Source organism: Xanthomonas sp. WHRI 7064, assembly GCF_040202355.2.
Taxonomy (GTDB): domain Bacteria; phylum Pseudomonadota; class Gammaproteobacteria; order Xanthomonadales; family Xanthomonadaceae; genus Xanthomonas; species Xanthomonas arboricola.
This window is the reverse complement of the sequence record NZ_CP167821.1, coordinates 2868222-2886759: the sequence shown is the minus strand read 5'-3', so window position 1 is coordinate 2886759 and position 18538 is coordinate 2868222. Positions and strand designations below refer to the sequence as shown.

The 18538-nt window shown below is 67.7% G+C and carries 20 protein-coding genes and 1 tRNA gene; 13 read left to right on the top strand and 8 right to left on the bottom strand.

All coding sequences use genetic code 11. The features are described 5' to 3' along the window. Positions 1–21 precede the first annotated feature (21 nt). The gene (locus ABQY74_RS12395; protein ID WP_039522095.1) at positions 22–498 is read right to left on the bottom strand and encodes an LEA type 2 family protein; all 477 of its coding nucleotides are present in this window, start codon (positions 496–498) and stop codon (positions 22–24) included. Between the two features lie 137 nt (positions 499–635). After that, positions 636–1172 (bottom strand): lipocalin family protein, encoded by a 537-nt coding sequence (locus tag ABQY74_RS12390; protein WP_349791640.1) that lies wholly within the window; start codon positions 1170–1172, stop codon positions 636–638. Between the two features lie 180 nt (positions 1173–1352). Here ABQY74_RS12390 and ABQY74_RS12385 point away from each other — a divergent pair. The 4 genes from ABQY74_RS12385 to ABQY74_RS12370 all read left to right on the top strand — a co-directional run bounded on the left by ABQY74_RS12385 (position 1353) and on the right by ABQY74_RS12370 (position 3111). Continuing rightward, positions 1353–1428 (top strand) — tRNA-Phe (locus tag ABQY74_RS12385). 401 nt (positions 1429–1829) lie between these two features. Further along, on the top strand, positions 1830–2087 hold the full coding sequence (locus tag ABQY74_RS12380; protein ID WP_024937906.1) for a hypothetical protein: 258 nt from the start codon (positions 1830–1832) through the stop codon (positions 2085–2087). A gap of 80 nt (positions 2088–2167) precedes the next feature. After that, positions 2168–2383, top strand: a complete 216-nt coding sequence (locus ABQY74_RS12375; RefSeq protein ID WP_146092507.1) for a hypothetical protein — start codon at positions 2168–2170, stop codon at positions 2381–2383. Positions 2384–2538: 155 nt separating this feature from the next. Continuing rightward, positions 2539–3111, top strand: coding sequence for a hypothetical protein (locus ABQY74_RS12370; protein WP_349792242.1), 573 nt, complete (start codon positions 2539–2541; stop codon positions 3109–3111). Between the two features lie 13 nt (positions 3112–3124). Here ABQY74_RS12370 and ABQY74_RS12365 read toward each other — a convergent pair whose 3' ends face one another. Further along, positions 3125–3799: a methyltransferase gene (locus ABQY74_RS12365; RefSeq protein WP_016902011.1), complete on the bottom strand. Its 675-nt coding sequence runs from the start codon at positions 3797–3799 to the stop codon at positions 3125–3127. A gap of 269 nt (positions 3800–4068) precedes the next feature. Here ABQY74_RS12365 and ABQY74_RS12360 point away from each other — a divergent pair, with 269 nt between their 5' ends. Both ABQY74_RS12360 and ABQY74_RS12355 read left to right on the top strand, forming a co-directional pair. Further along, positions 4069–4401 (top strand): SMR family transporter, encoded by a 333-nt coding sequence (locus ABQY74_RS12360; RefSeq protein ID WP_349792240.1) that lies wholly within the window; start codon positions 4069–4071, stop codon positions 4399–4401. A 133-nt stretch (positions 4402–4534) separates the two neighbouring features. Next, positions 4535–6160 (top strand): hybrid sensor histidine kinase/response regulator, encoded by a 1626-nt coding sequence (locus ABQY74_RS12355; RefSeq protein ID WP_039512109.1) that lies wholly within the window; start codon positions 4535–4537, stop codon positions 6158–6160. A gap of 278 nt (positions 6161–6438) precedes the next feature. On the opposite strand, the gene ABQY74_RS12350 is transcribed toward ABQY74_RS12355, so the two are convergent. From ABQY74_RS12350 to ABQY74_RS12330, 5 genes are all read right to left on the bottom strand, one after another. Continuing rightward, complete coding sequence (locus ABQY74_RS12350) at positions 6439–6717, bottom strand: oxidative damage protection protein (protein ID WP_104622843.1); 279 nt, start codon at positions 6715–6717, stop codon at positions 6439–6441. A 22-nt stretch (positions 6718–6739) separates the two neighbouring features. Then, positions 6740–7813: an A/G-specific adenine glycosylase gene (mutY, locus tag ABQY74_RS12345; RefSeq protein WP_349791637.1), complete on the bottom strand. Its 1074-nt coding sequence runs from the start codon at positions 7811–7813 to the stop codon at positions 6740–6742. 74 nt (positions 7814–7887) lie between these two features. Beyond that, positions 7888–8079, bottom strand: coding sequence for a hypothetical protein (locus ABQY74_RS12340; RefSeq protein WP_372469861.1), 192 nt, complete (start codon positions 8077–8079; stop codon positions 7888–7890). A gap of 72 nt (positions 8080–8151) precedes the next feature. Then, the gene (gene ftsY / locus ABQY74_RS12335; RefSeq protein ID WP_349791633.1) at positions 8152–9804 is read right to left on the bottom strand and encodes a signal recognition particle-docking protein FtsY; all 1653 of its coding nucleotides are present in this window, start codon (positions 9802–9804) and stop codon (positions 8152–8154) included. Between the two features lie 205 nt (positions 9805–10009). Beyond that, entirely contained in the window at positions 10010–10726 is a 717-nt protein-coding gene (locus ABQY74_RS12330; protein WP_349792239.1) for an AraC family transcriptional regulator, read from the bottom strand. Between the two features lie 160 nt (positions 10727–10886). Here ABQY74_RS12330 and ABQY74_RS12325 point away from each other — a divergent pair, with 160 nt between their 5' ends. The 7 genes from ABQY74_RS12325 to ABQY74_RS12295 all read left to right on the top strand — a co-directional run bounded on the left by ABQY74_RS12325 (position 10887) and on the right by ABQY74_RS12295 (position 18467). After that, a complete protein-coding gene (locus ABQY74_RS12325) occupies positions 10887–11825 on the top strand; it encodes a proline racemase family protein (RefSeq protein ID WP_126966012.1) in 939 nt (312 codons plus the stop codon). Further along, on the top strand, positions 11825–13015 hold the full coding sequence (locus ABQY74_RS12320; protein WP_260400592.1) for an FAD-binding oxidoreductase: 1191 nt from the start codon (positions 11825–11827) through the stop codon (positions 13013–13015). The genes ABQY74_RS12325 and ABQY74_RS12320 overlap by 1 nt, the downstream gene beginning before the upstream one ends. After that, the gene (locus ABQY74_RS12315) at positions 13012–13257 is read left to right on the top strand and encodes a 2Fe-2S iron-sulfur cluster-binding protein (RefSeq protein ID WP_054592583.1); all 246 of its coding nucleotides are present in this window, start codon (positions 13012–13014) and stop codon (positions 13255–13257) included. Before ABQY74_RS12320 ends, ABQY74_RS12315 begins: the two co-directional genes overlap by 4 nt. Continuing rightward, positions 13250–14563 (top strand): FAD/NAD(P)-binding oxidoreductase, encoded by a 1314-nt coding sequence (locus ABQY74_RS12310; protein ID WP_184229438.1) that lies wholly within the window; start codon positions 13250–13252, stop codon positions 14561–14563. Before ABQY74_RS12315 ends, ABQY74_RS12310 begins: the two co-directional genes overlap by 8 nt. Then, positions 14560–15468, top strand: coding sequence for a dihydrodipicolinate synthase family protein (locus ABQY74_RS12305; RefSeq protein WP_349791629.1), 909 nt, complete (start codon positions 14560–14562; stop codon positions 15466–15468). Before ABQY74_RS12310 ends, ABQY74_RS12305 begins: the two co-directional genes overlap by 4 nt. Positions 15469–15654: 186 nt before the next feature. After that, a complete protein-coding gene (locus ABQY74_RS12300; protein ID WP_349791627.1) occupies positions 15655–17271 on the top strand; it encodes an aldehyde dehydrogenase family protein in 1617 nt (538 codons plus the stop codon). After that, complete coding sequence (locus tag ABQY74_RS12295) at positions 17268–18467, top strand: Xaa-Pro peptidase family protein (RefSeq protein ID WP_102584882.1); 1200 nt, start codon at positions 17268–17270, stop codon at positions 18465–18467. Before ABQY74_RS12300 ends, ABQY74_RS12295 begins: the two co-directional genes overlap by 4 nt. Positions 18468–18538 lie beyond the last annotated feature (71 nt).

The following is an 18538-nucleotide window of genomic DNA, read 5'->3' as shown; positions in this document are numbered from 1 at the left end:
GAGTGCGGGAAGGCGTGCGCGTCAGCGCAGCACGCCGTTGAGGCCGGGGGCCGGGCTGAGCGTGTTGCGCGACTCGACGCTGAAATCGCGCTGCTTCTTGTCCTGCGGGGTCGCCCACACCGTGCCCTTGAGCGAGTAAGGCAGCGAGCGGCCGCCGGCGAGCACATCGGCCACGGTGAGGCGGCCCAGCGAGGTCGGCTGCACGCTGACGGTCACCACGTCGGCGGTTTCAGGGCCGATCGAGATACCGACGCTCTGGTCGAGCTTGCCGGCCAGCTGATCGCCGGCGGAAATCTCCAGCGCCACGCGCTCGAACTGCATCGGGATGCTGCTGTAGTTCTGCAGCCGCAGATCGACCGACCAGGAGCCATCGGCACGCACGGTCAGTTGCTGGATGCTGGCGGCCGGCTCGGACACGCGGCGGACCGCACCGCCGCAGGCGCTCAGCAGAAGGCCGCAGGCCAGCGACACGATCAGGAGACGGTAGGCACGACGCATGTACGGAAGTCCTTGGCGGGATGAGGCGGCGCCAAGAATACTACGCAGTACGGTTGCTGCCTTGCTGCCTCGGGGCGTGTCCGGGTGCAGGCGTCGCGGCACATCACGCGGCGCGGCCTGCGTTCAGGCCGCTGGCGTCAACGCAAGGGCGCAGCCACGATCAGCGGCGACAGGTCGTAGCCCATCTGCGTGGCCTGACGCTTGAGTTGTTCGAACTGCGCGCGCTGCATCTGTGGCGAGCGCGACAGGATCCACAGATATTTGCGATCCGGTTCGCCGACCACCGCCCATTGGTAGTCCGGATCGAGTGCGATCACCCAGTAGTCGGCCCACACCATCGGCAACCAGCTCAGCCACTCCGGCGCAAAGCGCACCTGCAGCTGCCCGGGCCGGCCCTCGACCGGCCGTGCCACTCCCTCGGCCTGGGTCAGCTCGCCATCGGCACTTCGGCAGCCATTGCGCACGCCGATCAAGCCGTCGTCGCGCAAGGTGTAGCTGGCAGTGATGTCGCTACGGCACTTCTTCTGGAACGACACTGGAAAATGCGCGATCTCGTGCCACTGCCCGGCGTAGCGGGAGATGTCCAGTTGCGGCACTGCGCGTACTGGCTGTTGGGCCGCGGCCATCAACGGCAGCAGCATGGCGAACGACAACAGCAGGCGGGGCAGGTGCATGACAATCTCCTCGGGACCTGCGCAGGCTAGGCCATGTCGCACGCCACGCGGCGTGAACCGGTGCGGGAAAGCACGGTCGCCGCGCCGGCCCGCAACAAAGTTCATCACAATGCTTGCTCAAACTGCGCCTGCTCGCTATGATGCGCGTCCTCGCAACGCAGGCATCGTGTTGCAGGTAGTGGCCGAGTAGCTCAGTTGGTAGAGCAGGGGATTGAAAATCCCCGTGTCGGCGGTTCGATTCCGTCCTCGGCCACCATTTCCAAGCCTTCGTTCGCAAGGCTTCCCGGCAATCGCCGGATGTGCAAACTCTCTTCCCTGTTTTTGTTGACGCCAAGTTGCAGCGATTGCTGCGGATGGATTGCTTGCGTTTGCCGGCAGACCTGTCGCCTGCGGCTGGGCGAACTGCTGTGTTGCTCCGTACTGTGACGCCAGCCCCTGGGCGGCGCGTGCGCTCCAGCTGCTGAGCAGCGCCCGATTGTTCCTTCTCCCCTAGGGAGAAGGTGCCCGACGGGCGGATGCGGGTACGGCCCGCCCTTGAATGGGCTTGGCAGATTGCGTCCGGTGAATGACCCAAGGGGTTGGAGCCGGATCGCGCGCTGCCGGATCGCGGTGGTTTTTCTACGTGGTCTTCAACTGCGCGTGGCGATACTTCCGCACATGACGCACAAGACACTTCGACGCACGTTGATCCACGGCTACTGCGGGGAGTTCCGCGTGGAAACCATGGAAAGTCAGGCTCCTGGACAGACGCAGTGGTCGTCGACGGCGTTCGTGTATCACCGCGACCATCCCTCGCCGATCGCCACGATCGAAGGCGCGGGGCAGGGCGAATACCGCGGCGATGCGCGCGAGCAGGCGCTGCGTGTGGGCTCCTGTCTCGCCGAGTTTCTGGATCCGAAGGAATACCGGCCCTGAGGCCTGGTGCCGGCACTGTGGCGTCAGGCTTTGTTGGACCGTGTCTGTACTGTTAAAACGTGCCACCGCGTCGTGCACTGGTGCATCGCTGGAAACGAAGAAGCAGCGATTGCCGCGCATGGACACCGGCGCTGCTGGCGATCAGCGCCCCGCAGGCCTGGCAGCGCGGGCTCGCTTACAACGTGCCGCCGGTGATGCCGCTGATGATGAACTGCCGTTCTTATCCGTGTGCCATTGCACTGGCAGACACGCTCGTATTTTCGAACCCGCGGCCGAGCGATCTGCGGCCCAACTGATGCAACGCGCAGCATCGACTACGCAGGCGCGATGCTCGCATGGTGCCCCACCAGCCGGCCGACCTGGATAGCCGCGTATGCTGGCGTCCCATGCAGATGAAGGAACGGCGATGACGACGCGATGCTTGTGGTTGGCCCTGGCACTGGCACTGACAATGGCCGCAGTCGCGCCGTGCACCGCAGCGACGACACTGCCGGCCGCTGCGTCCAGGCTGCTGCCTGTCGGGCAGACGGTCATCGGCCTTGCCGAGGCGGATCTGACCGCCGATGGGCGGCCGGATTATGTGGTGGCCCTGCGCGCCAAGGCAGAAGATGCGCGCAAGACAAACAGCGACCCGGCGCCGGCGCGGACCCTGCTGGTGTTGGTGGCCACTGCCGACGGCAGCTTTGTGATTGCCGGGCGCAATACGCGGGTGATCTTCAAGGCCGACGAAGGCGGGCAGTGCGATCCGTTTCTGGACGGCGAACAAGGCCTGGTGGCGAAGGGCGCCTACTTCACCGTGCAAAATGGCGTGGCCTGCGGCCAGCACTGGACCGACTACATCACCTTCCGCTACGACCGTGCGCGCGGCGAGTTCTTGTTCCACAAGCGCGTGCTGGAAAGCTGGGAGATGAATACCGACAACGCGCCCGATGCCGATGCAATGCGCATGAGCGAGCACAAGGAGATCAAGGCCGATCCGCGCAAGCCGATTGCACTGTCTGCCTACACGCTTACACCCGAGTGACGCGGCAGGGTGATCAACCGCCTGCCGGCCACCAGTTGTCCATGTTGCGCCGGTAGACGAACAGGCGCGGCGCCTTGGCCACCTGAGCTGCGGCCTGGCGGTCGCCGGCGACCAACGAAAATCCGATGTCCGCCAGCATGCGCGAGAGCGCGTTGGCGTTGCCGCGGCCCGGATCGCTGATGACGATCTCGCACGAGGGCCTGGCCAGCGCGGGAATGAGGCTGGCCAGCATGGTGGCGTGGCGGGTTTCGTACAGCACGTCGCTGGCGATGATCATGTCGAACTGGCCCATGTTCAGCGCGCCGGCGTCCCAGTCGAGCCGGCGATACGGCACCGAGTCCAGGGAGTTGAGTGCGGCGTTATACGCCAGGAACACCTCTGCCAGCGGGTGATGATCGCTGGCGACCACGTCGGCGCCGCGCCGGCGCAACACCAGGCTGGCCAGTCCCAGGCCGCAGCCGAGTTCGAGAATGCGCCGGCCTTCGATCGGGCGCGTGGCCATGGCTTCGGCCAGTAGCTGGCCGGCAGGCCAGACCTGCCCGAACAGGCTCCACTGCGCCGAGGAGATGCCGGCATCGGCCGCACTTTCGTCCGGATCGGCGTATTGCTGTTTATCGGCAAGCGCGCGGATGACGTAGGTCAGTTGCCCGAAGGTCAACTCGTGAATCTGGGTCTGGTAGCCCGGCATGGTGGCATCGCATGATTGCCAGAGCCTGCGCTGGCTGGAAAGACGCGCGCAACGGCGCCAGAACGGCCGAATGAAGCGCAAGAGCTGCTTGCTGCCCGCGCATGCTACGGCAAAACGACCGATGCACCTGCCTGCCAATGCTCGCCCGCCGTGCCTTCATTAGCCTGCTTTCAGCAAGCGACGGCGCGGGCAATGGCGCACAGCGGCGCGCTTGCATGCAAGCCGGTGCCTGCCGCTATGGTCGCCGCATTCCACGGGCAAGGTGCGGCATGAAGAACTGGATATTCCTGACAATCGCAATCTGCGCAGAGGTCACCGCCACGGCGGCGCTCAAATCGAGCGAAGGCTTTACGCGCATATGGCCATCTCTGCTCACCGTGCTGGGCTACGGCATTTCGTTCTATTTCCTGGCACTGACGCTGCGGGTGATCCCGGTCGGCATCGCTTATGCCATGTGGTCGGGCGCGGGCATCGTGTTGATTTCGCTGGTGGCCTGGGCCGTGCACGGACAACGACTGGATCCGCCTGCGCTGCTGGGCATGGGGCTGATCGTGGCCGGTGCGGTGGTCATCAACGTGTTTTCGAAGGTGGCGCCGCATTAGCGCGTGCTGCCTCCCGCGCGCCGGGTTGCATCGGCGGGCGCAGCCGTACGGGAAAGGCTCATGGATGTGAGGGATCAACTCACCGGCCCCAACTAGACTATCGCCACGGGAATGGCCCCGCGGAGAACATCACTTGAACGATACCCGTCACGGAGAGCTGCGGGCGCCTCATATCAGCGAATCTCGCAGCCTGCCTGTGGAGAAGCATCGCTCGGATATCTTTTTTGCCGCGGTGGAAACCACGCGGATGCCGATGACGGTCACCGACCCGCACCTGCCCGACAATCCGATCGTGTTCGCCAACCGGGCGTTCCTGGAAATGACCGGGTATTCGTCCGAGGAGATCATCGGCAACAACTGCCGTTTCCTGCAGGGCCCGGAAACCGATCCGGCCAGCGTGCAGGACGTGCGCGAGTCCATCGAGCAACGCCGCGAATTCGCCACCGAGGTGCTGAATTACCGCAAGGATGGTTCCTCGTTCTGGAACGCGCTGTTCGTCTCGCCGGTGTTCGACGAGCAAGGCAACCTGGTCTACTTCTTCGGTTCGCAGCTGGACGTGAGTCGTCGCCGCGATGCCGAGGACGCCTTGCGCCAGGCGCAGAAGATGGAAGCGCTGGGGCAGTTGACCGGCGGCATCGCGCACGATTTCAACAATCTGCTGCAGGTGATGTCCGGGCATCTGGAAGTGATCCAGATGATGGTCTCCGGCGATGCCGCTAGGAACGCCGAACGCATCGCCTTCAGCGCCGAACATGCCGCAACGGCCGCGGCCAAGGCGGCCACCCTGACCCAGCAATTGCTGGCGTTTTCGCGCAAGCAGAAATTGCGGGGGCGGGTGGTCAATCTCAATGGCCTGGTGTCGGGCATGAACAACATGGCCGAGCGCACGCTGGGGGGCGGCATCAGCCTGCGGCAGTCGCTGGAAGAGGGGCTGTGGAACTGCCAGATCGACACCACCCAGGCCGAAGTGGCGCTGTTGAACGTGCTGATCAATGCGCGCGATGCGATGGCGCAGTCCGAGCGCAAGGAAGTGACCGTGCAGACCCAGAACGTGGAAATCACCAGCCACGATCTGGCCATGCACCACCAGTTGGCGCCGGGTCGCTATGTGAGCATTGCCGTCAGCGACACCGGCTTGGGCATGCCGCCGGAGGTGGCCAGCCGCGTCATGGAGCCGTTCTTTACCACCAAGGACGAGGGGCAGGGTACGGGCCTGGGTCTATCGATGGTGTACGGCTTCGTCAAGCAGTCCGGCGGCACCGTGCGCATCTACAGCGAAGTGGGCGAAGGCACCACGGTGCGGTTGTATTTCCCCGCATCCAACGAGTTCGAGAACGACCTGCAGGCCGTCAAGAGCCGTGCCATTGACAAGGGCGGCAGCGAAACCATCCTGGTGGTGGAAGACAAGCAGGACGTGGCGGTGGTGGCCAGGATGTTCCTGGAAAACGCCGGTTACCGCATTCTCTCCGCAGCCAGCGGGCGCGAGGCGATCGAGTTACTCGAGCAGCATGCGGAAGTGGATGCGCTGTTCACCGACCTGATCATGCCCGGCGGCATGAATGGCGTGGTGCTGGCCCGCGAGGCGCGGCGCATGCTGCCCAGGATCAAGGTCCTGCTGACCACCGGTTATGCCGATGCCAGCATCCAGCGCACCGACGTGGGCGGCGCGGAGTTCGACGTGGTCAACAAACCGTATACGCAGAAGGAGCTGCTCAAGCGGATCCGTATGCTGCTGGACGGGCCGACCGGCGTCGGTTGAGGCGCACGCATCCGGGCGATGCGATGCCCGGAAGTCGCCTGCAGATGGTCGCTGCGATCGTGTAGCGGCTGCTGCGCTTCAGGATTATCCTGCGCTACGCCCGTTTCGTTCTGTTCTGTCTGAGAACGGCTAAAGCTGCGGCCAGCAGTGCCCGGGCCCGAAGGAGACGTTGCGCAGGATCTGGAGGGCATGCGTGATGCACGCCGATCCCGGTCACCGGCCGCGCCTGTCCGGCAGTGAGCGCAGTGGTCTGTTGGCCGCGCTGAATCCCGACGTGCTTACTCTTCGCCCATCGGCGCGACATAGCCATCCGGCTTGTCGGCATTGCGTTCGAACAGGAACTTCTGCAACTCGGCTTCGAGAAACGCGCGATGCTTGGGGTCGCGCGGCGACAGCCGGTTTTCGTTGATCAGCATGGTCTGATGCGCCAGCCAGGCCTGCCATGCGCTCTTGCCGATCTGCGCGAACACGCGCTGGCCGAGCTCGCCGGGATACGGCACAAAATCCAGGCCTTCGGTGTCACATTGCTGGTACTGGCAGAACACGGTGCGGGACATGCGGATTCCTTTGAGTGCGCGCCTAGAGGGCGTCGAGCAGTTTGCGGATCGGCGCCGGCAAGCCCAGCGATGCGAGATCGGCGCGGGCGACCCAGCGCAGGTCGTCATTGTCGCGTACCGCCGGGCTTAGTGCGACCTTGCCGAGGCGCAAGGGCTGCAGATGCAGGCGGTAATGACTGAAGGTGTGCACGATCAGCGGCAGTTCGTCGGCGCGGTCGTAGTTGCCATCGATGTGTTTGTCGAACCATGCGCGCATGCCGCTGTCGGTCTCGGCCTGCGGCAGCGTCCACAGCGAGGCCCAGATGCCGGTCGGCGGGCGGCGCTGCAGCAGGATCTGCCTGTCTGCGTTTTCCAGCAGCAAGGCGGTGGCTTCGCGCTCGGGCAACGCCTTGCCGGGCTTGGGCGTGGGCAGTGCGTCCACCAGGCCATCGCGGCGCGCCACGCAATCGTCCTGCAGCGGGCACAACACGCAGGCCGGTTTGGCGCGCGTACATAGCGTAGCGCCGAAATCCATCTGCGCCTGGGTGTAGTCGGCCAGGCGGCCGGCCGGCACCTGTGCCACGTGCGTTGTCGCCAGTTGCCATAACTGCTTTTCGATCGCAGGCAGGCCGGGGTAGCCGGCAATGCCGTGGAAGCGCGTCAGCACGCGTTTGACGTTGCCGTCCATGATCGCGAAGCGGTCGTTCCAGGCCTGGCTGAGGATCGCGCCGGCGGTGCTGCGGCCGATGCCGGGCAACGCCAGCAACGCATCGACATCGCGTGGCAGCTCGCCATCGTGCAGGGCGACGCACTGCCGGGCTGCGGCATGCAGGTTGCGTGCGCGTGCGTAGTAGCCCAGCCCGGCCCAATGCGCCATCACGGTGTCGTTGTCGGCTGCGGCCAGGTCGGCCAGGGTCGGAAAGCTGGCGACGAACTTGTGGAAATACGGAATGACCACCGCAACCTGGGTCTGCTGCAGCATGATTTCCGACAACCACACCCGGTAGGGCGCGCGCGGATGTTGCCAGGGCAGGTCGTGGCGGCCGTGTCCGTCGAACCAGTGCAGCAGGCGGTCGACGAAGGCGTCAGCGGTGGCAGTGGCGTGATCGGCTGGCATGGGGTCTGCTGGCGAAGGAAGGCGATGACGGCGGGCGGATGACGCCCGGCTGTGCGCGTATGGCGGTGGGCCGATCAGTGCAGCGGAAACGCAAGTCCAACCCGGCATTGGTCGCAGAAGAAGCCTTCATCGCCAGGCCAGTGCGGTGCGGCCGGTGCATGGTAATGGACCAGCTCCGCGTTGCGCCGCGCCTGCTTGCGCAACGCGGCCGGCAACGGCTGGGCGAACTCCAGGACACGCCTGGCGCGCGACCAGTCGCCGGACACGTCCCGAACCGTGCAGCCTGCCTGCAGCGCCTGCGCGCACAGCGCTTGCAGATGCGGGCAGGCCTTTGCCACTCAGCTGCCCAGGGCTTCCGGCAGCAGGGCATCGACGAAGGCGACCGGGTCGAACACGCGCAGGTCTTCCGGGCGTTCGCCGATGCCGGCGAAGCGGATCGGGATATTGAACTCGCGCGCCAGTGCGAACACCACGCCGCCCTTGGCGGTGCCATCGAGCTTGGTCACGACCAAGCCGGTGACGCCGACCGCGGCATGGAACTGGCGCAGCTGCGAGATGGCGTTCTGGCCGGTGGTGCCGTCGATGACCATCAGCACCTCGTGCGGTGCGGCAGCATCGATCTTGCCGAGCACGCGGCGGATCTTGCCCAGCTCGTTCATCAGCCCGGTCTGGGTGTGCAGGCGGCCGGCGGTGTCGGCGATCAACACCTCGGTGCCGCGCGCCTTGGCGGCCTGCAGCGCGTCGAACGCCACCGAGGCAGCATCGGCATTCTGCCCCTGCGCAATCACGGCCACGCCGTTGCGATCGCCCCAGGCCTGCAGCTGTGCCACCGCAGCGGCGCGGAAGGTGTCGCCGGCGGCCAGCATCAGGCTGTTGCCGTCGTCCTTGAAGCGCTTGGCCAGCTTGCCGATGGTGGTGGTCTTGCCGACGCCGTTGACGCCGACGGTGAGCACCACGAAGGGCTTGGCCGAGCGGTCGATGACCAGCGGTTTGGAAACAGGCTGCAGCAGCGCGATCAGATCGGCGCGCAAGGCCTTGAACATCGCCTGCGCATCGGCGAACTCGCGCGACTTCATGCGCTTGCGCAGCCCTTCGACCAGGGCGGTGGTCGCGCCGATGCCGACGTCGGCGGTGATCAGCGCGGTTTCGATCTCGTCGAGCAGATCGTCGTCGAGCTTGGGGTTGCGCGAGAACAGACCGCCGAAGCTGCGCGCGAAGCTGCTGTTGCGCAGACGGTCGCGCCAGCCCGGCTTGCCGGCCGGAGCGGCCGGTAGCGCATCGCGCTGGCCGACGATGCTGTCGTTGTCGGAACTGGCCGGCACTGGGGCGCTGATCACGGCCGGGGCAACGACGCCGGGCGCGGCGGTGGGCAACGGGGCAACGGCCGGTGTCACTGCGGGCGCGGCTGTTGCGGCGGCAGGTGTCACGACAGCGGGTGTAACTACAGTAGGCGTGGCAGCAGGTGTTGCGGTCGACGGTACGACTGCGGGCGCGGCGCCTTGCGCAGGCGTCGGTGCCGGCGTGCCTGCCGGCTGCGCGGGTGCGCTGTGCGGCTGTACGACTACCGGTGGCGGCACCACTACCGTGGGAGCGTGCTGCGCGGCAGACGGAAGCGGATCGGGCAGCGCCTGCAAGGCCTCAGGCGCCGGCGTGGCCGACGGCGTGGGTGCATTGGGGACTGCAGCAACGCTCTGCGCCTGGCCAGTGCGCGTGGCGATGTCCTGGGCAAGCTGGTCGGCCGGTGCCGCGGCAGGCGGCGTTGCGGCGGGCGTCGGCGTTACCGCATCGCCGCGCGCCGGTGCGGCAGGCGCGGGTGATGCTGGTGTGGCCGATGTGCCAGGTTCGGCAGTCGGCATTGCCTCGACCGGCGATGCCGGGGTGGCGGCAGACGGCGCGGTGGGGAATGCGGCTGCCAGTTCTTCCAGGCTATAGCGCGAGGTACGCGCGCTGTCGGGCGTGGTGGGCTTGTTACGGCGGAAAAAGCTGGCCATTGGCAACGCGGTAGGGGAAACCCGAAATTCTACCATCCGGGCCCGGGGTCGCCTTGACGCGACCTTCAGCGCGAGCCTGCCTGCGCCGCCTCCTGCACGCCGCGACAGCGGTGCAACAACCCGCGCAAACCGCATCGCCGCGGTATCGCCAATGCTGCCGAATTCGGCATTTGTGCCAGCGGTGTGTCAGCGTGTGTTTGCGCGCCTACAACTGACCCTTGAGCGCACGGTAATCGCGCGGGGTCATGCCGACGGTTGCCTTGAACTGACGCGCGAATGCGCTCTGGTCGGCAAAGCCGCAGCGTTGCCCGATGCTGGCGATGCTGTCGTCGCCGTACAGCAACCGCATCGCCGATTCGATCCGCAGCTTGGTCAGCAGTTGCTGCGGGGTCACCTGGAACACGCGGCGGAAGTGCCGTTCCAGCTGCGCCACCGACAGGCCGGCCAGGTCGGCCAGGCTCTGCACGCGCAGGTTGTCGCCGAAGTTGGCCTGCATGTGATCCATCACTTGGCTCAGGCGCTCGTACGCCGAGTGCCGGCTGTCGGGCTGGCCCAGATCGCGCGAAATGCCGACCACGCCAATCACTTCATTGGCCTCGCACAGCGGGCGCTTGAAGGTCAGGCACCAACCGGGCAGGCGGTTGGGATACAGATGCACCTCCAGCTGGTTGTCGATGAGCTCGCCACACAGCACGCGGCGGTCCTGCATAATGTAGCTGCCGCCCAGTGGCAGCGGGAACACCTCCAGTGGCGAGCGGCCGATGATTTCGCTGCGCAGTTTGCGTCCGAGCCGGCGCACCAGCGTCAGGTTGCAATGGGTGTAGCGGCCCTCGCTGTCCTTGATGAAGAACACCACGTCCGGCAGCGCATCGAACAGCGTCTGCATTTCCAGCGCGGGAAGGTTGAGGTCCATCGGCGTCATGGTGGCGGTCACGATTGACGGCTGCACGAAAGGCGCGGCCCTGTATTGATCCTAGCGCAAACGCGGGGCTGTGAACCGGGTTGTCGATTGTGCGGATTTCCGCATTTGCAACTCGCATTGGACGCTAGTCGTCCGCCAGCCGGCAGTGGGAGCATGAGCCATGCACACCATCGACGTCATCGACTCCCATACGGCCGGCGAACCTACCCGCGTGGTCCTCTCCGGCTTCCCCGATCTGGGCGATGGCGATCTGGCGCAATGCCGCGAGCGGTTTGGTCGCGATTTCGACCAGTGGCGCAGCGCGATTGCCTGCGAACCGCGCGGCTCGGACACCATGGTCGGCGCCTTGCTGCTGCCGGCCCGCGACCCCAGCGCCTGCACCGGGGTGATCTTCTTCAACAACGTCGGCTACCTGGGCATGTGCGGGCACGGCACCATCGGCGTGGTGCGCACGTTGGCCGAGCTGGGGCGCATTGCGCCGGGCCAGCACCGCATCGAGACGCCGGTCGGCACGGTCGGCGTGGAACTGGCCGAAGACGGCACGGTATCGGTCGACAATGTCGACAGCTATCGCGTCGCGACCGACGTCGATGTGGACGTGCCCGGTTACGGGCCGGTGCGTGGCGATGTGGCCTGGGGCGGCAACTGGTTCTTCATCACCGGGCAGGCGCCGTGTGCGCTGGACCTGGCGCATCAGCGCGAGCTGACCGCCTATACCGAGGCGATCCGGCTGGCGCTGGAAGCGGCCGGCATCACCGGCGAGGCCGGTGGCGAGATCGACCATATCGAAATCAACGGCAGCGCACCGGACGGCAGTGGCGTGGCGCGTAACTTCGTGCTGTGCCCGGGGCTGGCCTACGACCGTTCGCCGTGCGGCACCGGCACCAGCGCCAAGCTGGCCTGCCTGGCCGCCGACGGCAAGCTGGCCGAAGGCGAGCGCTGGGTACAGCAGGGCATTCTGGGCAGCGCCTTCGAAGGGAGCTATCGCCTGAGCGGGCGCGGCATTGCGCCACGTATCCGCGGGCATGCCTACATCACCGCGCGCGCGCAGCTGCTGATCGACCCGGCCGACCCGTTCGCCTGGGGCATCGTGGCCTGATGGACGAAGTGCGGCCCGCATCGGAGGGAGTTGGCAGCGCGCCGGCCGCCGATGCGGCGCCGTCGGCAGCGTCCACGCGACGCAGCTACGACCTGATCGTGGTGGGCGCGGGCATCGTCGGCGCGGCCTGCGCCGAGGCGGCCGCGTGCGAAGGGCTGCGGGTGGCGATCGTCGAGCCGGGGCCGATCGGTGGCGGTTCCACCGCGGCGGCGATGGGGCACCTGGTGGCGATGGACGACGACCCGGCCGAGCTGGCGTTGTCGGCGTATTCGCTGCGGCTGTGGGAGCGCTTCGCACAACTGAGCGAGGCCGAATTCAGCCGCTGCGGCACGCTGTGGGTGGCCCGCGATGCGCGCGAACTGGCGGCGGTGCCGGCCAAGATCGCGCGGCTGGCGGCGGCCGGCCTGCATGCCGACGCCGTCGATGCCGGCCAGTTGTATGCACTGGAGCCGCAACTGGTGGCGGGCCTGGCCGGCGGCATGCGCGTGCCCGATGAGGCCGTGGTTTATCCGCCGCGGGTGGCGCGGCATCTGGTGAGCCTGGCCTGCAAGGCGGGCGCGCAGCTGTTTGCCGGCCGCAAGGTGGAGCAGTTGCAGGCGCAGGGCGTGCGTCTGGACGATGGCCAGCTGTTGGCCGGCCCGGTGCTGGTGGCCAGCGGGGTGGCCTTGCCGCAGTTGTTGCCCGAGCTGGCGCTACGCCCGCGCAAGGGCCATCTGGTCATCACCGACCGGCATCCTGGCTTGATCCGGCATCAGCTACTGGAACTGGGCTATGCCGATTCGGCGCATGGCGCCGACGCCACCAGCGTGGCCTTCAATGTGCAGCCGCGGCCGACCGGGCAGATATTGATCGGCTCCTCGCGCCAGTTCGGCGAGCACGACCGTGCGCTGTCGCTGCCGGTGTTGCAGCAGATGCTGCAGCGCGCATTCGCCTATCTGCCGGTGCTGCGCGAGTTGCAGGCGATCCGGGTGTGGACCGGGCTGCGCCCGGCCACGCCGGACGGACGCCCGTATCTCGGGGCGGTGCCCGGTCGGCGCGATGTGTGGGTGGCCGCCGGTCATGAGGGGCTGGGCGTCACCACAGCGCTGGGGAGCGCCCGGGTGATCGTGGACAGCCTGCTCGGGCGCACGCCGGCCATCGACCCCAGCCCGTACGCTCCGGCGCGTGCCGTGCACGGTGCAGCCGCATGAGCGCGACGGTGCGCCTGCACGTGGATGCGCAAGCAGTCGAGGTGCCGGCCGGCGCCAGCGTGGCCGCTGCGGTGGCGCTGGCGACGCTGCAGTTCCGGCAGTCGTGCAGCGGCCAGCCGCGCGCGCCGTTGTGCGGCATGGGCGTGTGTTTCGAATGCCGGGTGCGCATCGATGGCGTTGGCCAGCAACGCGCCTGCCTGGTGGATGCGCGCGACGGCATGCAGGTACGCACCGATGGCTGAGCGCGTGCAGCATTTTGATGTGCTGGTGATTGGCGCCGGCCCGGCCGGCCTGGCGGCGGCGCAGGCAGCGGCCAGTCATGGCGTGCGGGTGGGCGTGGTCGACCTGCAGCCGCGTGCCGGCGGGCAGGTGTGGCGCAACGATGTGCGGCACGGCGCGCCGGCCGATGCGCGCGCGCTGTTGCGGCAGGTGCAGGGCGCGGCGTCGATCACGCTGCTGACGCAGACGCAGATCCTGCTGGCGCAGCCGGGCTGGCTGCTGGCCGATGGCCCGCACGGTTCCCTGCAACTGCATTACGCCGCCCTGGTGCTGGCCACCGGCGCGCGCGAATTGCTGCTGCCGTTTCCGGGCTGGACCTTGCCCGGCGTCACCGGCGCCGGCGCGGCGCAGGCGCTGGCCAAACAGGGCTGGCCGCTGGCCGGCAAGCGTGTGGTGGTCGCCGGCAGCGGCCCGCTGCTGCTGGCCAGTGCGGCCACCTTGCAACGGCATGGCGCGCAGGTGCTTGGCATCCACGAACAGACCTCTGCAGCTGCGTTGCGGCAGTTCGCATTGCAGCTGTGGCGCTGGCCGGGCAAGGCGGCGCAGGCGGTGGCGCTGCGCCTGCAATTGCGCGCGATGGCGTATCGCGCCGGCAGCTTTGTCGTTGCCGCACATGGCGACACGCAACTGCGCGAAATCGAGATCGAAGGGCCCAGCGGCCGCACGCGTGTTGCCTGCGACCAGTTGGCGGTGGGCTATGGCCTGGTGCCGAACACCGAGCTCGCACAGCTGCTCGGTTGCCGGCTGGACGCGTACGGCGCGCATCAACAGGTGCATGTGGACGCACTGCTGCGCACCAGCGTGCGGCAGGTCTTTGCAGCCGGCGAGGCCTGCGGCATCGGCGGACGCGATTGCGCGCTGATCGAAGGCGCGATGGCCGGGCACATGGCTGCCGACGCGCCGGACGCTGCGCTGCGCCTGCAGCCGCGGCGACGTGCCGCGCGTGCGTTCGCCGAGGTGCTGCAACAGCAGTTCGCGCTTGATCCACGCATCCGCGCGCTGGCACAGCCCGACACGCTGGTGTGCCGCTGCGAAGACGTGCCGCTGGGCGCGCTGGACAACTTCAACGATGCACGCGATGCCAAGCTCGCTTCGCGCTGCGGCATGGGCGCCTGCCAGGGCCGCATCTGCGGCACCGCGCTCGCCGAGCTTGGGCGCTGCCCGCCCGCGCTTTCCACCGACGCCGGCCGCCGGCCGCCGTTGTTCCCGGTCCGCCTCGCGGCGCTGGCCGACCCGTTCACTTCCGACTCGCAAGGGAATCATCCATGAGTATTGCTGCGTTCTGGCATGGCGTGCTGCCGGCCATCACCACCCCGTTCACCGCCTCCGGCGAGATCGATCACGACTTCCTCGCCAAGCACGCCAATCAACTGGTCGACGCCGGCTGCACCGCGATCGTGCCGCTAGGCTCGCTGGGCGAAGCGGCCACCTTGAGCGTGGACGACAAGCTGGCCGTGCTCAAGACGCTGGTCGGCGCATTGAACGGCCGCGTGCCGGTGGTGCCGGGCATCGCCAGCCTGGCGACCGGTGAGGCGGTGGCGCTGGCCAAGGCGGCCAAGGACCTCGGTTGCGGCGGGCTGATGGTGTTGCCGCCCTACGTCTACTCCACCGACTGGCGCGAGATGGGAGCGCATGTGCGCGCGGTGATCGCCGCCACCGACCTGCCAGTGATCCTGTACAACAACCCGGTGGCCTACAAGACCGATTTCGGCCCGGCGCAGATCGCCGAGCTGGCCGCCGAATTCCCCAACCTGCAGGCAGTGAAGGAGTCCTCCGGCGACGTGCGCCGCTTCGCCGCGCTGCAGGAGCTGCTGGGCGATCGTCTGGCGCTGCTGGTGGGCATGGACGATGCCATCGTCGAAGGCCTGAGCATGGGCGCCAAGGGCTGGATCGCCGGCCTGGTCAACGCCTACCCGAAGGAATCGGTGCGCCTGTTCGAACTCGCGCGTGACGGTGGCTACCCGGCGGCGAAGGGACTCTACGACTGGTTCCTGCCGCTGTTGCGCCTGGATACCGTGCCCAAGTTCGTGCAGTTGATCAAACTGGTGCAGGAAAAGGTCGGCGTGGGCAGTGAGCGCGTGCGCGCGCCGCGTCTGGTGGTCGACGGTGCCGAGCGCGAGGCCGCGCTCAAGGTCATCGACCACGCCATCGCCACTGCGCCCAAACTGTCCTGACGATGAGCTCGCGCTGCACGCCACCGGATGAGCGCCGCGCACGGATGCACGCGCGGACGCGGTGGCCGGCGGAGCGCGAGGTGGGTGGATGAGGATGTCGCATCAGCGCGGCATCCTCGTCGTTTTTTGGTCGGCCGCTGCCGCACAGTGCGCAGGGTCTGTCCTCATGCAACCGAAGGTGCCGCAATGAACGAGACGCTCCAATCCCCTCCCGCACAGCAGGCCGAGGTGTTGCTGGCCGGCCGGTGGCAACCCAGCCGCGCGGCGAGCACCAGTTTCCGTGCCGCCGACCCGAGCACGGGCGAGGCGATCGGGCCGCAGTTTCCGGTCAGCGGTGCGGAGGATGTCGAAACCGCGGTTGCGGCAGCGCAAGCGGTTGCAGCGGAACTTGCCGCGGCACCGGTCGAACGGATTGCCGCATTCCTGGACGCCTATGCCGACGCGCTGGATGCCGATGCCGACACCCTGGTGGCGCTTGCCCACGCAGAAACCGCATTGCCGGCGCCTACGCGCTTGCGTGGCAACGAGCTGCCGCGCACCAGCGGGCAGTTGCGTCAGGCCGCCCAGGCGGTGCGCAGCTATAGCTGGACCCAACCCATCATCGACACCGCTGCCGACCTGCGTTCGCATCTGGCGCCACTCGGCAAGCCGGTGGTGGTGTTTGGCCCGAACAATTTCCCGTTCGCCTTCAATGCGATTGCTGGCAGCGATTTCGCCTCGGCCATTGCCGCGCGCAACCCGGTGATCGCCAAGGCGCATCCGCTGCATCCGGCCACCAGCCAGCGCATGGCGCAGCTTGCGCACACAGCCTTGCTTGCGGCGGGCCTGCCGGCTGCGGCGGTGCAGTTGCTGTATCACGTCGACAACGCCACCGGCCTGCGGTTGGCCGGGGATGCGCGGCTGGGGGCGATCGGCTTCACCGGCAGCCGTGCGGGCGGGCTGGCGCTGAAGGCCGCAGCCGATGCGGCCAGCGTGCCGTTCTATGCCGAGCTGTCCAGCGTCAACCCGGTGTTCCTGCTGCCGGGCGCACTGGCCGAACGCGGTGCGGCGCTGGCGCAGGAATTCTTCTCCTCGTGCACGCTGGGCAGCGGCCAGTTCTGCACCAATCCCGGGGTGGTGGTGGTGCCACAGGGCGAGGCCGGCGATGCGTTCGTGGCCGCGACCACGGCGCACTTCGAAGCCGCCATGCCGATGGTGCTGTTTTCCAGCGCAGGCGTGGAAGGCGTGCAACACGGTGTGGCAGCCCTGCGCGCTGCCGGCGCCGCGCTGCTTGCCGGCGGGCACACCGGCGAAGACGGCTATCGCTACGCGCCGACTTTGTTGAGTGTGGATGCGCAGGCCTTCCTCACCAGCCCGCATGCGTTGCAGACCGAGGCCTTCGGCCCGGTGAGCCTGCTGGTGCGCGCCCGCGACGTGGCGCAGATGACGCAGATCGCCGCTGCATTCGAAGGCAACCTCACCGGCACCTTGTACCGCGCAACCGATGGCAGCGACGATGCGGCCTGGCAGGCCATCGCTCCGGTGCTGCGGGCGCGGGTGGGGCGCTTGATCAACAGCAAGATGCCGACCGGCGTGGCGGTGAGCGCGGCGCAAAATCATGGCGGGCCCTTCCCCAGCACCGGGCACCCGGGCTTCACCGCGGTGGGCATGCCCGGTTCAATCCGCCGCTTCGCCGCCCTGCACAGCTACGATGCGGTGCCGGACGCCTTGCTGCCGGCCGACCTGCGCCAGCGCAATCCCGGTGGCGTGGCGCGCCTGGTCGATGGGCAATGGAGCACCGCCGACCTCGGAGCCGGCGCATGAGCAGCCAGATCGGCGGGCTGTCGCTGGAACAGGCACGCGCGCAATTGACGCCGTGGACGCAGCGCGCCGCGCCGATCGCCGCGCAGGAATACGCACAGCGTATCGAACGCGCACGCCGCCTGATGCGCGCGCACGGCGTGGATGCGTTGTTGATCGGCGCCGGCACGTCGCTGCGTTACTTCACCGGCGTGCCCTGGGGCGCGAGCGAGCGCCTGGTCGCGCTGCTGCTCACGCTGGACGGCGACCCGGTGCTGATCTGCCCCGCGTTCGAAGAAGGCTCGCTGGATGCGGTGCTGAAGATCGCGGTTGCCAAATATCTGTGGGAAGAACACGAGGACCCGTACGCGCTGGTGGTGCAGGTGATGGACGACCGCCACGCGCATGCACTGGCGCTGGATCCGGGCATCGCCTTTGCCGTGCACACCGGCCTGCGCGCGCACCTGGGCACGGCGATCCGCGATGCCGCGGCCATCATCGACGGCTGCCGCATGTGCAAGTCACCGGCCGAGCTGGCGCTGATGCAGCAGGCCTGCGACATGACCTTGCTGGTGCAGCGGCTTGCTGCCGGCATCGCGCAGGAAGGCATCGGCACCGACCAGCTGGTGCGCTTCATCGACGAGGCGCATCGCGCGCTGGGCGCGGATAACGGTTCGACCTTCTGCATCGTGCAGTTCGGCCATGCCACCGCGTTTCCGCACGGCATTCCCGGCGTGCAGCACCTGCGCGCAGGCGAGCTGGTGCTGATCGACACCGGCTGCACCGTGCAGGGCTACCACTCCGATATCACCCGCACCTGGATCTACGGCACGCCCGATGACGCGCAACGGCGCATCTGGGACCTGGAACAGGCGGCGCAGGCAGCGGCATTTGCGGCGATCCGCCCCGGGCTCGCCTGCGAAGCGGTGGACCAGGCCGCGCGCAGCGTGCTGGAGGCGGCAGGGCTGGGGCCGGACTACCGCTTGCCGGGATTGCCGCACCGCACCGGCCATGGCTGCGGCCTGGCGATCCACGAAGCGCCGTATCTGGTGCGCGGCAATGCGCAGCCGCTGCAGCCGGGCATGTGCGCCAGCAACGAGCCGATGATCGTGGTGCCCGGTGCGTTCGGGGTGCGCCTGGAAGACCACTTTTACGTCACCGATACCGGCGCGCAGTGGTTTACGCCGCCGTCGCCGGCGATCGACCAACCGTTTGCATGAGCCGTTACAGGCTCACGCACGCGTAGGAGCGCACCCGGGCGCGACGGACAGTCCCGATGAAGCCGTCGCGC